Origin of the sequence: Algoriphagus hitonicola, from assembly GCF_900113375.1 — a bacterium.
GTDB lineage: Bacteria > Bacteroidota > Bacteroidia > Cytophagales > Cyclobacteriaceae > Algoriphagus > Algoriphagus hitonicola.
This window is the reverse complement of the sequence record NZ_FOPC01000016.1, coordinates 47,846-61,242: the sequence shown is the minus strand read 5'-3', so window position 1 is coordinate 61,242 and position 13,397 is coordinate 47,846. Positions and strand designations below refer to the sequence as shown.

Sequence of the window (13,397 nt, the reverse complement as noted above, 5' to 3'; positions counted from 1 at the left end):
TCCTCGGTGTATGATCGAGGAGATTTTATATTTTAAAAATGATTATCGCTGGAGCTGGAGGACATGGATTGGAGGTTTACTCACTTTTGATTGCCAAGGGCTATCCGGCAGATTCCATTTATTTTTTTGATGAGGATGTTATGAAAAAGGATCATTTCACGTATGGAGGAAAAGTAATCACTGATGAGGAAGTTTTGACTCAAATTATGCAGAAGGACCCCCAATTCTGTCTTGGAGTAGGAAATCCTATTCATAGGAAGTATCTAAGTGAAAAATTGCAACAGCTTGCAGGGGAATATATTCCGATTTTAAGTTCATCTTCTATTAATCAATCTTTATTTGCTGAAAGCTCAGATTTGATGGAGTTTGCTTTTTGTGGGCCTGAAGCGAGGCTTGGCAAGGGAGTTTTAGTGAATACCAGAGCGCATGTTCATCATGAATGTGAAATCGGAGAATATACAGAAATAGGACCGGGAGCTATACTTTTGGGAGGAGTAAAAGTGGGGAAAATGTGCCGAATTGGTGCGGGAGCAGTTTTATTGCCTGGAATTGAAATTGGCGATGAGGTGGTGGTAGGGGCAGGAGCGGTGGTGACTAAAGATTATACTGGCCCTTTAACTATTAAGGGAGTTCCTGCAAAGGAATAAAATAATAAACTATTTGGTAGCACTAAAAATTAGAATTTTAAAAGGAGTTTTCTGGAATTCTTTCCAAGTTTTTATTAATAAGTCATTTAGCTTTATTATAAAGCTTTTACTTGCCAGACTTTTATTTCCAGAGGAATTTGGATTGGTAGGTATGGCTGTTGTATTTATTAGTTTTATTGAGGTTTTTAATGATTTGGGAATTGGGTCTGCTTTGGTTCAAAGAAAAAATGAAGATATAAGAGAATCGCATTTTCATACTGCATTTTGGACGGGTGTATTTTGGTCATTTTTTGTTTTTATTGTTTTGGTATTTGCTGTGGCGCCGTTAGCATCTCATTTTTATAATGAGCCTATTCTTGAAAAAATTATCCCTTTATTGTCTTTAGGGGTGCTGTCAAGCCCCATCAATTTGGTGCATAATGCACAGTTAACGAAGGCCATGAATTTTAAGAAATTGGCTTTTATCAATAATTTTTCAAGTATATTTTCTGGAATTCTTTCTTTGGTCCTAGCATTATTAGGAGCCGGAGTATGGTCTTTGGTTTTTAATTCTGTTGCTACTTTCCTGATTGCAATGCCAATGTATTTCAGAGCCACCAATTGGTTCCCTAAGTTTATTTGGGAGAAAGAAGCCTTTAATGATATTTTTGGATTTGGAATATATACTACTGGAACTAATCTTTTCAATAACCTAATCGATAAATTTGATTATTTGTTGATTGGTAAATTTTTCAGCGCTAGTGTGTTAGGAGCTTATACCTTAGCATTTGTATTAACAGATACTTTTAGAAAAGAATTAATGGGCATTATGAACAAAGTAATGTATCCAGTTTATGGATTAAAACAAAATGATCCTCAATCTTTAAAAAATTATTATCTAAAGGTTGTTAAATATAATAGTCTTCTAGTCTATCCTATTATGGCTGTACTTTTGGTTCTTTCAGAGCCAATTATTATAAATTTCTTTGGAGTTAAATGGTTGGAGACTGTTGTTCCATTAAGGATTATCTCTTTGTCAGTTATCTTCCATATGATGGCTAATAGCAACTCTGTATTAATAAGAGGGATGGGGAGAGCAAAGCTTGAATTTAGAATTCAATTTTTTAAAGCGGTTTTTTTATTTGTTCCAATTATAAGTTTTGGAATTTATTATTATGGAATTATAGGAGCTTCTATTGCTATATTAATTAATAAAATTATTAATGTAATAATAGCCCAGTACTTCCTTAGAAAATTAATTGGAATATCATTAATTGATTTATTTTTAGCTTTAAGGTCTCCTGTATCAGGATTATTGGTTAGTTTGGCAGTAGGATTTATATCATATAATTTTTTTGTCTTACATTTCTTTTTTTGTGCAATTCTTATGCTGGTCATATACATGATAATAAACTGGATACTGATGGGGGATGAGCTGAAAGAGAGTTATTTTATTTTAAAACCAAAAAAGGCAGAAGTCGTCAAATGATAAAAAATATTAACAATAAGCTAAAAACAATAAGAAACAAAATTGTAAAAGAAATTCTTCCACCTCTTTTTTATAATTCATCATTTTTATCTACTATATATTATTTGGTGATTAATCCAAGTTTTAGAAGGGAAATTCATGCAGTACTCGCTGGTAAAGTAAAGTATTTAAAGGAGTCAAAAAATAGTAAAAACAATTATTATTTACTTGTAAGAAATATACATAGACTGGAAAAGGGTCTTTTAATGCGACCTAGAAAGAAAATTTTTGCTGTTGATTATATTAAAGAGACTGTAGATTGCTATATCGGTGTTTCAACGTCTGATCAGGATAAGGAAAATAAACAACTAGTATGGTTTTTAGATGTTCTCAATGAGTATTTTAATGTAGTTGGTGATCATCCTAAAATTAATAATGAGAAAGTTAGATTTAATAATTTCAAGTCTAAAAATTTTAGTGACAATTCTATTACTAGTTCTTTATCTATTCCCTACAAAAGAGATTTTCAAAATTATTCTAAAATTTCATACGAAGAATTTTACGAATTAAACAGGCAACGAAGATCAGTGCGCTGGTTTATTGAAAAACCTGTGCCCAGAGAATTAATAGATAAAGCTATTTTGGCAGCTATTCAAGCTCCAAGTGCCTGTAATCGACAGCCTTTTGAATATCGAATTTTTGATCGAAAGGATTTAGTAGCTCAGGCAGTTGAATTACCAATGGGAACCAAAGGATATTCACATTCTATACAAACATTCATTGTAGTTATTGGTAATCAAGATGCTTATTTTGATGAAAGAGACAGACATTTGATTTATATTGATGCATCTCTAGCTAATATGGTATTTATGCTCGCTTTGGAGACCTTAGGCCTTGGAAGTTGTCCTATCAATTGGCCAGATATTGAAGAAAGGGAAGAAAAAATGAAATCATTCCTAAATTTAAAAACATATCAGCGCCCTGTTATGTGTATTGGTGTGGGTTATCCCGATATTGAAGGGATGGTTGCTTTTTCAGAGAAAAGATCATTAAAAAATATTAGAAAGTATAATTATGATAATTGAGCTAAGGGGTGTAGAATTTATTAATAAAGGAGCTGAGTTGATGCTTTTTGCTATCCTTGATCAAATAAAGCCTAGAATTCCTGAAGCAGTTTTTGTAATGGAATCTAATTCCAGAGTTCCTATTACTAAATTACTGAAATCTGGTATTTTGATAAAAACAACTATAATAAGAAAAGGAATTAATTTTGAACCTTTTCTTAATCGATTTCCAAAAAAACTCAGAAAGATTTTAAGATTAGTTTTGGAGGAAGAAGTAGATGTTGTTTTGGATGGTTCAGGATTTGCTTTTGGGGATAAATGGGGAGCTAAAAAGGCAGGTATAAGATTGGCGGATTCGATCCAAAAATGGAAAATTCAAGGGAAAAAAGTCATTTTATTGCCTCAAGCTTTTGGTCCATTTACTGATAAAGAGCTTCGAGTAAAAATGAAGCTGATTTTGGAGAATGCTGATTTAATTTTTGCAAGGGATAGAATATCCTATAATTATTTGGAAGAATTGGCTGATTCAGGGTCTAATTTCTTTTTAGCGCCAGACTTTTCAAATCTTCTCGGAGGTAAGTCTTTCGATCACCAAATTGATCCAGAAAAGTCAGTGGCTATCATACCAAATCAAAAAATGATGGAGACTGAAAATGAAAATGATAATGTGGCTTATCCAAAATTTTTATCTGAAATTATAAGATTGATTCAAGATATGAATTTTCAGCCTTATTTTTTGATTCATGAAAGCAATATGGATAAAAATATTGCTAATATGATTAATCTAGATTTATCAAAACAAATTAAAATTATACAAGATGAGAACCCAATTAAGGTGAAAGGCATAATTGGAGATTCATATGCTGTAATAACCTCCAGATTCCATGGTTTAGTGAGTGCATTGGCTCAGGGAGTGCCTTGTTTAGCTACTGGTTGGAGTCACAAATATGAAATGTTATTTGAAGATTATCACTATAAGGAAGGTTTATGTTCGGTTTCAGAATCATCGGAATACTATAAGGAAAAACTAAAAATGATTCTAGAGAAACCTTCACGGTCAAATATTACCCAAAATCTTAAAGAACAGGCTGTAATTCAAAAAAGGTTATCAGTCGAAATGTGGGAAAAGGTTTTTAATCTTTTGACTTCGTGAAATTAATTTCAGTGATTATACCCACTTATCAAGATTGGGATAGGCTGGCATTTTGTTTGGCTTCTTTGGAAAAACAATCGCTAGAAAAGAAAAATTTTAATATTTATATCATAAACAATGATTCTTCTTCTGAGATTCATGATATTAATATGCCATCCAATGGGTATTTGGTAAAAGAGGATAAGAAAGGGTCCTATGCAGCTAGAAATACTGGAATTAAATTGGCAGAAACACCCCTGTTGGCATTTATTGATTCTGATTGTATCGCAGATCCCGATTGGCTAAAAAACGCCATTGGAGTTTTTGATACAAATCCTCAGATAGGACTACTAGGTGGTCATATAGACTTATTCAAGGAAGAAGATGGGCATGAACTCGCTTTCCTTTTTGAAAAGCATTATGCCTTTAGGCAACAGGAGAACATTAGAAAATTCAATAAATCGGTCACAGCAAATTTGATTGTCAGGAGGGATCTTTTTTTAAAGTTTGGATTTTTTGATCAAAGCAAGCTTTCTGGGGCAGATATGGAATGGACCTCTGCTGTGGTCGGTGCAGGAGAGCACATTGCGTTTGCACAAGATGTGGTTGTTCGTCATCCCGCTCGGAAAACAATAGCTGAATTGTGTGCAAAAAGGCGACGTACAATAGGGGGATATTATCACCTAACTTATAAAAAATTGCCTTTAACTAGAAGAATAAATTCACATCTTGTAGCTTTTCTGGCTCCAATTAAGACAGTAACCAAATTTGAGAATGTTCCACTTACTGAAAGGATTGCTGTGCTTATCGTAAAATGGAGGATTGAATTTGCTGCTTTTTCTGAATTAATTCGAATTATTTTTCTTAAAAAGGAACTAGAGAGAAGTTAATACAACAATGAATAAAAAGGCTACCAAGCAAAATGCTGAAGAAATAAATCTGAGGGAAATTATATTCCTTCTTAAAAGAAAAAGAAAACCATTAATCATGATTACGATGGCCTTTGTGTTTATTGGAATCATGTTCGGTTTCCTATCTGAAACGGAGTATACCTCTTCCACTACATTTATCCCTCAAACTCGGGATCAAGGCACTTTAGGAGGAAATATGAGTGGTCTTGCATCTTTGGCTGGGATTAATTTGGGAAATGCTAGTGCGGGGGGATCTAGTATTCCTCCATCGCTGTATCCGAAAATTTCGGAAAGTCTTCCTTTTAAATTAAAACTGCTAAATTCTCAAGTTTATATTTCGGAATTAAATGACAGTATTACAATTCGAAAGTATTTTAATGAATATTATACTCCCTCAGGATTATTCTATTTAAAAAAATATACTTTGGGTCTTCCAAGTATTCTAAAAAATAATTTTATGGGGCCTGTATCCTTGTCTGAAGTTGAAAAACCCATAGAGGAGCAAAACATCCTGCAAATTAATTCAAATGATCGTTTTCCTTTAAAAAAGATACAAGAAGTAACAGAAATCTCTCCCAATTTAAAAGAAGGAATTGTTACCTTATCAGTCACTATGTCGGACCCAATTCTTGCAGCTCAAATTGCCAAATTGGTAGAAAGAGAACTTCAAGATGAATTAATAGCCTTCAAAGTTGCCGACGCCAAAGTCCAATATGAGTTTATCCAAAAACAATATGATGAGAAAAAAGAGGAATTTGAAAAATCTCAGTCACGGTTAGCAAATTTTAAAGATAGAAATCAGGGACTTGTCACAGCCTTTGCTCAAACAGAACTACAAAGATTGGAGTCTGAGTTTAATCTTGTTTTTTCTGTATATTCTGACTTAGCCAAGCAATTAGAGCAAGCTAAGATCCAAGTTTCAAAAAATACCCCTATATTCTCAGTTATTGATCCTGTAAGTGTACCGCAAAGTAAGTCAGGGCCCAACATGCTTTTCATTTTTATTGGATCTGTAGTTTTAGGAGCTTTTTTAGCAGTTTCTTATATCCTGATTTCAAATTATCTTTTTGAGGAGGATTAAGTTGATTCTAATTTTATGATTTCTGTGATTATTCCGGTCCATAATAATCGTTCCCAAATCCTGCGTTCGGTAAATTCAGTACTGAATCAAGATTTTAAAAACTTCGAATTATTGGTCATTGATGACGCCTCTATTGATAAGGGTATAGATTTAATAAAAGATATTTCTGATCCTAGAATTAAGATTTTTAAGCGTTCAACAGCTGGATCAGGTGGCTATGCAGCCAGAAACGAAGGTATCCGGCAATCTAGTTTTGATTGGATTACATTTCTTGATGCCGATGATGAATGGTTGCCAAACCATTTGAATTTAATTATGGAATTGATGCACTTAGACAATAGGGGAGTGGTTAGTACCGGATGGTATGACTCTTTTCCTGATGGTAGACATGAATTAAATGGGTTTTCTGAAAAGTTTAAAGAAAAGGGAATAGTCGTTTTGGGTTTTATCCAATTTTTAAAATTCAGTGCTGATTTTAAAATACCTATTCATACGAATACCGTTGCAATCAAGAGAAAGTTAATTCAAGATATTGGTGGTTTTCCTGAAAATCGTTGCATTCGAGGAGGAGATGTCACCACTTGGATGAATTTACTTTTTTTGACTGATCGACTTGTCTGTAAACCTATCCCTACAGCCATTTACCATAGAGAAGACTCCCATGTTACTGTCAATACAATTCCTCAAATAGCAAATAACTGTATTTATCAAGAAGTAAGAAAATTGCTGGACAAGACTCAAAAACTTAGTAGGTCTAAAGTTAGAGCCTTGAAATTATTTTCAAATTTTCATATTCGGTTTGGTTTGATAAAAAAATTAAAAATTGGAAAATTAAAGTTACGCGATATGTCTTACTTTTACGCTGAGGTAGCCTATTTGCACTATTTTGGATTTGGAAGTTTGGCCTTAATGCCAGGGTTTATTCAGAAATTGGTTTTTTCCATTTCCAAAAAAGTTTTGTCATAACGTGCTATTTTACGTAGCTTCATTTATTTATATTTTTTTACTCTTTAATAGAGAGTTTGTACCTTTTGTTGATTTAAGGTATATTAATTTTATTCTATTTTTATTTTTGATTTTAAATAAACTTATATTTTTTATCAAAAATAAGTTTATCCACGTTGTTGGTCAGAGGAAAGATATCGTGTTGTTTTTTACATTGATGTTTTTGGTTTTTCTTTCAAATTTAGGTTGGTTGTTTAATCCATTTGATGTCAGGCAAGATATTTTTATAAGTTCTGTAATTCTTTATCTCTATAACTTCATCGCCGTAATCGTTTTTGCATTGTATTGGGAAAGGATTGACCAAAAATGGATCAAGTATTTCTTTCTTGTAGGTGGATTTATTTTGTGGAGCTCCTTAGTGCTCCAATTTTTAGGATTTGAGCAGCTCCCTTTTCAAGGAGAGGTCAAATCAGGAATGGAGGAGGAGGAAAGTGTTTTGGGGATCCGGTTTGGGGGATATGCTCAAGATCAAAATTATGCCACTTTTGGTATGGTAATATGGGGTGTGATGAGTTTGATTTTCTTTAAAAATATGATAAGATATGTTGTCCTTTTTTTAGCTACAACTGGTGTCATCATTTCATTTTCCAAAACAGTTATTTTAGTAGTAATATTTTTAATTTTTTACTATCTATTTAGTAGATTTAAACTTCAATTTGTTTATGTAGCAGCTATTATTCTTACGGTGTCTATCTTACTGGTATCTATATTTGATGTTTTGATGTCGTTTTCCACAGTTTACAATAGGTTTTTAATGTGGAGGGCCGCTTATGAAGGATTCATTGAAAATCCTATTTTGGGGTCTGGTATTACCAGTGTGAGGTCAAATTATCTCTTTAGAGGAGGCTGGTATGTTCAGCCTCACAATTCGTATATTGCTTTACTTTTCGATAACGGAATAATTTCATTTATTTTATATCTAGTGATTTTAGTGCGTTCGTTTAGAATTGAAAGTAGCCTTTTTCACTATTTAATTATGATTTTTATTGCCTTTTCTTTTAGTCAAGAATTGTTTGTTTTTCAATATCCCTATAGTATCTTAGGAGTTATCCCTATTATACTCAACTGTTGTTATTATGAAATAAATTTAAGTCGACTTGAAATCAGAGAAAAGCAAGAAGATTATATTCTTGATTAATTCTCTTGAAGGGGGAGGAGCCGAACGAATAGTTCTTACACTTTGTGAAGGATTCGTCGGTAGGGGAAATGAGGTTCATTTGATTCTCCTTTACAATCGGATTTCTTTTCCGATAGCGAGAGAGATCAATTTACTTATTCTAAATAAGAATAGAAACCATAACCTAATAACAAAGGCGTTTGATTTTTTAGCTTTATCTTTCAAATTAAAAAGCTATTTAAGAACAATTAATTTTGATCCACAACAGGATATTTTCACCTCACATTTGCCTTTTTCAAACTTTGTTAGCTGGACTGCAGGTATTAAGAATCATTGTGCCGTGATTCATGGTGCATTATCTTTTAAGTATAAATCGTCCCTGACCAGGTTTTTTCTCAAATTAATTTTTAAGAATAAAAGAATGATTGGTGTTTCTCAGGGAGTTAAGAATGATTTAATAAATTACTTTTCACTTGCTGTATTTAATGTAGGGTATATTTACAATCCTTTCCAAATTGAGAAGATTCAAAAATTATCTGAGGAATCAATCGATCCTCCTTTAGGCAATTATGTGATTCATGTTTCTAGATTTATCAAATTAAAAAGACATGATTTACTTTTAAAAGCATTCAAAAAATCAGAGCTTTACAAAAGTCATAAATTGCTTCTACTGGGGGAAGGACCAGAAAAGGAATATGTTCAAAGTTTTGCTGTCGAATTAGGAATAGATAATTATGTGATATTCAAGAATTGGCTGGAAAATCCGTATCCGTGGATCAAAAATGCAAAACTGCTGGTCCTTTGTTCTGATCATGAGGGTTTGCCTACGGTATTAGTCGAATCCTTGATTTGTCATACTCCCGTTGTTTCTACAGATTGCCGATATGGACCGGATGAAATTTTGGTTGGGGATTTGGAAAAATTTCTGGTTCCTGTTAATTCTCCTGATCAATTGGCAAATGCAATGATTAAGGCTGTCGCGGATTATCCGATTATTTCGTCAAAGTACTATGATAAATTTCATGTAAACCATGTTCTTGATCAATATTTAATGTTGAATAAATAGTCTAATTCATGAAGAATAATAGAATCCTCTACGTATTAAATTCAAATGGAGTAGGTGGAGCTGAAGTTTCAATAAAAAGGATGACCACACAGCATTTTAAAGTGGCTTCTGTGGTAACTCTTTGGGATCACCCGAATGCTCAGGTTAATTTTTGGAATGATCTGGGACCTAGGTATACCCACTTATTGAATAAAAAGCTGAATCTATTCACGCTACTATTAGCTGTTTTTCATCTGCGAAAATTTATAAAAAGGAATGATTTTTCAGTTATTCAAACCCAATTAAAAGGCGCTGACGTAATTCTAGGGTTTTTGAAGATGTTTCATTTGATCAACTCCAATATCATTTTAGTTGCTTCTCTCAGGAATAGTTATGGTTACTATTATAAGGGTAGTTTGGCAAACAAGATTTTTGGTTTAATTCATCAATTTTTATTGAAAAATTATTTTGATAAGGTGGTAGTGATTTCTCTTCAAGATTTGGATGAATTTAAAAGCGCGTTTGGATTGAAACTTCGAGTTATTGAAAATTCAATCCAAAAAAATTCCCTTGCAAAGGACACTAATTTCCCTTACAATCTTAAGAAATTAAGTATCATTATGGTTGGAAATATTAAATTTAGGAAGGGATATGATAAGCTTTTAAAGTTTTGTGATTTACTTGAGGTTAAGGGAATTAAATATGAAATTAATATAGCTGGTGGAGTTGAGGATGAAGATTTATTGGTAGAGGTTCTTAGTAAGAATAATGATTTGGTAAACGGTAAAATTAACTACCTTGGCAAGGTTGATGATGTCTTTCAAGAATTAAAAAGCGCAGATCTATTTTTATCTCTTTCAAGAGATGAAGGATTGCCAATATCTGTTTTAGAGGGCATGTCCGTTAGGCTTCCCATGGTCTTGTCTGGTATTCAGGCACATAGACTTATTATCCCTGATATTTCTCAACATAGAGTTCTCTTTTCAACTATAGAAAATGCTGTGGAACTGGTTTTTAGAAAATTTCAGGATCAAGAAGCACTGAATGTTGAACTGGATGCACAGCAAAATCTTTTAAATTCAAGGTTTGATTTTGAAACGATGTGCGATAAATATGATGATGTTTATCAATCTGAAATGACTTCATAAAAAGATGCTACAACCACAGAAAATTTCTGTAATTGGCGGGTCTGGATTCATTGGGACTCGACTTTGCAAAAGATTTACTCAATCCTCTACTGATTTTGAAATCATTGATAAAGTTGTTAGTAAAACTTTTACTGATAAGACGGCACTAGCTGATGTCAGAAATTACTCCGAGCTTTTTCAAGCAGTAACCGGTGATGTATTGATAAATCTTGCTGCCGAGCACAGAGATAACGTTACTCCTATCTCACTTTACGATGAAGTTAATGTGATGGGGGCCAAAAGGGTTTGTGAAATTGCTGAAGCAAAGAATATTCAGAGAATTATTTTTACAAGCTCGGTTGCAGTATATGGATTTGCTCCAATAAATACGGATGAGTCGGGTGAAATTAATTATTTCAATGATTATGGAAGGACTAAATATGAAGCTGAGCAGGTTTTTAGGTCTTGGCAATCTAAAGATCCTTCCAACAGGGCGCTTACCATTTTAAGACCTACTGTTGTTTTTGGTGAACAAAATAGGGGAAACGTTTACAATCTTTTGAATCAAATTGCTTCTGGAAGATTTATGATGGTAGGTAACGGGGAAAATGTAAAATCAATGGCCTATGTGGAAAATATAGCTGCTCTTTTACAGTACAGTATTAATTTTGAAGCTGGTGTTCATTTATATAACTACATTGATAAGCCAGATCTGGACATGAACACCTTGGTTAATTTAGTCTATAAGATTCTAGATAAATCGAGTAAATTAAATATTAAAATTCCGTATTCAATGGGATTGTTGCTAGGTAAATCTCTAGACTTTGTGTCCGTTCTTTCAGGAAAGAAATTTCCAATAAGTGCAATTCGAGTTAAAAAATTCTGTTCCAATACCGCCTTTTCAAGCAATATTGAAAAATCTGGATTTATTCCTCCTGTGGATTTAAAAACTGGAATTGTCAACACCGTAAAATATGAATTTGTTGATCAACATCAAGGAGAACTTTTTTACACCGAATAAATTTGGATTTAATGAGATTCCTTTCTGAAGGAAATGCCTTTAGTTTAAAGGTGTTTTTTCTTCTATTTCTTTATCTTTTAAGCAATAATTTTGTTATTGCTCAATACATCACTGCGGGAGATCTCGTTTATGAAGAAGCCTTCAGAAGGAATCAATTAATCAACTATCAACCTGAAAATGATTATTCTCTTTTGATTAGACCGGTTTATCTTTCCAAACCGTATTTTCAAAAAGATTCCATTGAAAAATTAATAAAGGAAAATTTAAATTTCACAATTCTTCCATTCCGGTTAGTTTCCCAATTTAATTCCAATCGACCCTACGGATGGGGGGATTTATCCATGATTCCAAATGTTGGTTTTCAGGAATTGTTTTCTGGAGGCATTGCGGGTAACTTTAAATTTATTCATTTCCAAATTCAGCCTGAAATTGTTTGGGCTCAGAATAAATCCTTTCAGGGATTTTCTGATCAATTTAGTAGAGGCACATTATTGGCAAGATTTCATTATTGGAATTTTGGGGATGCACCAGAAAGATTCGGAGATCGAAGCTATTTCAACGGTTGGTGGGGACAATCTGGATTGTCTCTTCGATTTCATTCGGTTGAAATTGGTGTTTCCACGCGTAATATCTGGTGGGGACCTGGTCAATTCAATTCTTTGACCCTATCCAATAATGCCCAAGGATTTCCTCACATTAGTTTAAACACCATAAGACCGCTTAAAACTTTTCTTGGAAAGTTTGAGGGTCAACTAATTTCTGGAAAATTAAAAGATTCTGGTTTTGATGGTTCCCAAAACTCCGAGCTGAATGAGTTGTATTTCGAGGAATTTAATGGAGACTATAAATACCTAAATGGACTTTCCATATCCTACCAGCCTAAGTGGATCGAAGGCCTTTACCTTGGGTTCTCGCGTACCTTTCAACGCTATTCCCAATTTATGGGCAATTCATTCAATGATTATTTCCCTGTTTTTGAAGCTTTTCAAAAAAATAAATTTTTTGAAAATGGGAATACCCTTCAATATGATAATAATGGATATGATCAACAGGTTTCTGTAAGTTTCAGATTATTAATTCCTAATAAAGGTTTTGAAATTTATGGGGAATTTGGCAGAAGAGATCATGCCTTCAATTGGCGAGAAGCTATTTTAAATCCGGAACACGCCAGGGCCTATTTATTGGGGTTTAATAAAATCATTGAAACTGGACAAAAGTATAGATTTTTTCAAATCCGCAGTGAGATTACTCATACTCAATCTTCAAATAATAGGTACGTCCGTTATCCAGGACTCCTAGGTGGCTATGCTTGGCATACCCATAATGAAGCCAGGGGATTTAGTCACAAAGGTCAGCCGTTGGGAGTGGGTTCTGGAATAGGCTCAAATGTCCAAACCATAGAAGTCAGTGTGGTAGAGGGGCTCAATAAAAAGGGTATACTTCTAGAGCGTCTAGCAAATCATCAGGATTTCTTTTATAGAGCGTTTGGCCAAAATCCCGAAAAAAAGCCTTGGGTGGATTTTAGCCTAGGTCTTCTTTGGGATCATCAATGGGAAAGGCTTTTACTTAGCTCCAAATTACAACTTATCAGAAGTTCAAATTACCAATGGCAATCCAATAAGCTGTCCACCAATGATTTTTCCTCAGGAGCCCACAAAACAGCCTTATTTGCTCAGTTAAACCTGATTTACCCGATCAGTAAAAACTAGCTTTTTTAAAGATTTTATTTCACCAAAAATCTATTAGCTTTGCCTATTAATCTTATTGATGAATATTAGTACTAATTTCATAGTGTTTTAA

General features: G+C 33.4%; 12 protein-coding genes. All 12 read left to right on the top strand.

The window, feature by feature from the left end:
- Positions 1 to 38: 38 nt before the first annotated feature.
- Genes BM043_RS17445 through BM043_RS17390 form a run of 12 tightly spaced genes read left to right on the top strand, consistent with a single transcriptional unit; the run spans position 39 to position 13,306 of the window.
- Entirely contained in the window at positions 39 to 647 is a 609-nt protein-coding gene (locus tag BM043_RS17445; protein WP_092794012.1) for a DapH/DapD/GlmU-related protein, read from the top strand.
- 13 nt (positions 648 to 660) lie between these two features.
- The gene (locus tag BM043_RS17440; RefSeq protein ID WP_092794010.1) at positions 661 to 2,115 is read left to right on the top strand and encodes a lipopolysaccharide biosynthesis protein; all 1,455 of its coding nucleotides are present in this window, start codon (positions 661 to 663) and stop codon (positions 2,113 to 2,115) included.
- On the top strand, positions 2,112 to 3,179 hold the full coding sequence (locus BM043_RS17435) for a nitroreductase family protein (protein WP_092794009.1): 1,068 nt from the start codon (positions 2,112 to 2,114) through the stop codon (positions 3,177 to 3,179). The genes BM043_RS17440 and BM043_RS17435 overlap by 4 nt, the downstream gene beginning before the upstream one ends.
- Entirely contained in the window at positions 3,169 to 4,311 is a 1,143-nt protein-coding gene (locus BM043_RS17430; protein ID WP_092794007.1) for a polysaccharide pyruvyl transferase family protein, read from the top strand. The genes BM043_RS17435 and BM043_RS17430 overlap by 11 nt, the downstream gene beginning before the upstream one ends.
- The gene (locus tag BM043_RS17425) at positions 4,308 to 5,180 is read left to right on the top strand and encodes a glycosyltransferase family 2 protein (protein WP_092794005.1); all 873 of its coding nucleotides are present in this window, start codon (positions 4,308 to 4,310) and stop codon (positions 5,178 to 5,180) included. The genes BM043_RS17430 and BM043_RS17425 overlap by 4 nt, the downstream gene beginning before the upstream one ends.
- Before the next feature lie 7 nt (positions 5,181 to 5,187).
- Positions 5,188 to 6,282, top strand: coding sequence for a Wzz/FepE/Etk N-terminal domain-containing protein (locus BM043_RS17420; protein WP_092794003.1), 1,095 nt, complete (start codon positions 5,188 to 5,190; stop codon positions 6,280 to 6,282).
- Positions 6,283 to 6,297: 15 nt separating this feature from the next.
- Positions 6,298 to 7,248 carry a glycosyltransferase family 2 protein gene (locus BM043_RS17415; protein WP_092794001.1) on the top strand — a complete coding sequence of 317 codons (951 nt, stop codon included), beginning with the start codon at positions 6,298 to 6,300 and terminating at the stop codon, positions 7,246 to 7,248.
- 1 nt (position 7,249) lies between these two features.
- Entirely contained in the window at positions 7,250 to 8,425 is a 1,176-nt protein-coding gene (locus BM043_RS17410) for an O-antigen ligase family protein (protein WP_092794000.1), read from the top strand.
- Positions 8,385 to 9,470, top strand: coding sequence for a glycosyltransferase (locus BM043_RS17405; protein WP_092793999.1), 1,086 nt, complete (start codon positions 8,385 to 8,387; stop codon positions 9,468 to 9,470). Before BM043_RS17410 ends, BM043_RS17405 begins: the two co-directional genes overlap by 41 nt.
- A gap of 8 nt (positions 9,471 to 9,478) precedes the next feature.
- Complete coding sequence (locus BM043_RS17400) at positions 9,479 to 10,597, top strand: glycosyltransferase family 4 protein (protein WP_092793997.1); 1,119 nt, start codon at positions 9,479 to 9,481, stop codon at positions 10,595 to 10,597.
- A gap of 4 nt (positions 10,598 to 10,601) precedes the next feature.
- On the top strand, positions 10,602 to 11,597 hold the full coding sequence (locus tag BM043_RS17395) for an NAD-dependent epimerase/dehydratase family protein (protein ID WP_092793996.1): 996 nt from the start codon (positions 10,602 to 10,604) through the stop codon (positions 11,595 to 11,597).
- An 11-nt stretch (positions 11,598 to 11,608) separates the two neighbouring features.
- On the top strand, positions 11,609 to 13,306 hold the full coding sequence (locus tag BM043_RS17390) for a capsule assembly Wzi family protein (RefSeq protein WP_092793995.1): 1,698 nt from the start codon (positions 11,609 to 11,611) through the stop codon (positions 13,304 to 13,306).
- The last annotated feature ends 91 nt before the right edge of the window (positions 13,307 to 13,397 follow it).

Excerpts from the sequence above, each read along its gene's own strand:
- BM043_RS17415 (WP_092794001.1), top strand. The coding sequence starts at position 6,298 with ATGATTTCTGTGATTATTCCGGTCCATAATAATCGTTCCCAAATCCTG.
- BM043_RS17390 (WP_092793995.1), top strand. The coding sequence starts at position 11,609 with ATGAGATTCCTTTCTGAAGGAAATGCCTTTAGTTTAAAGGTGTTTTTT.
- BM043_RS17395 (WP_092793996.1), top strand. The coding sequence starts at position 10,602 with ATGCTACAACCACAGAAAATTTCTGTAATTGGCGGGTCTGGATTCATT.
- BM043_RS17435 (WP_092794009.1), top strand. The coding sequence starts at position 2,112 with ATGATAAAAAATATTAACAATAAGCTAAAAACAATAAGAAACAAAATT.
- BM043_RS17430 (WP_092794007.1), top strand. The coding sequence starts at position 3,169 with ATGATAATTGAGCTAAGGGGTGTAGAATTTATTAATAAAGGAGCTGAG.
- BM043_RS17400 (WP_092793997.1), top strand. The coding sequence starts at position 9,479 with ATGAAGAATAATAGAATCCTCTACGTATTAAATTCAAATGGAGTAGGT.
- BM043_RS17420 (WP_092794003.1), top strand. The coding sequence starts at position 5,188 with ATGAATAAAAAGGCTACCAAGCAAAATGCTGAAGAAATAAATCTGAGG.
- BM043_RS17445 (WP_092794012.1), top strand. The coding sequence starts at position 39 with ATGATTATCGCTGGAGCTGGAGGACATGGATTGGAGGTTTACTCACTT.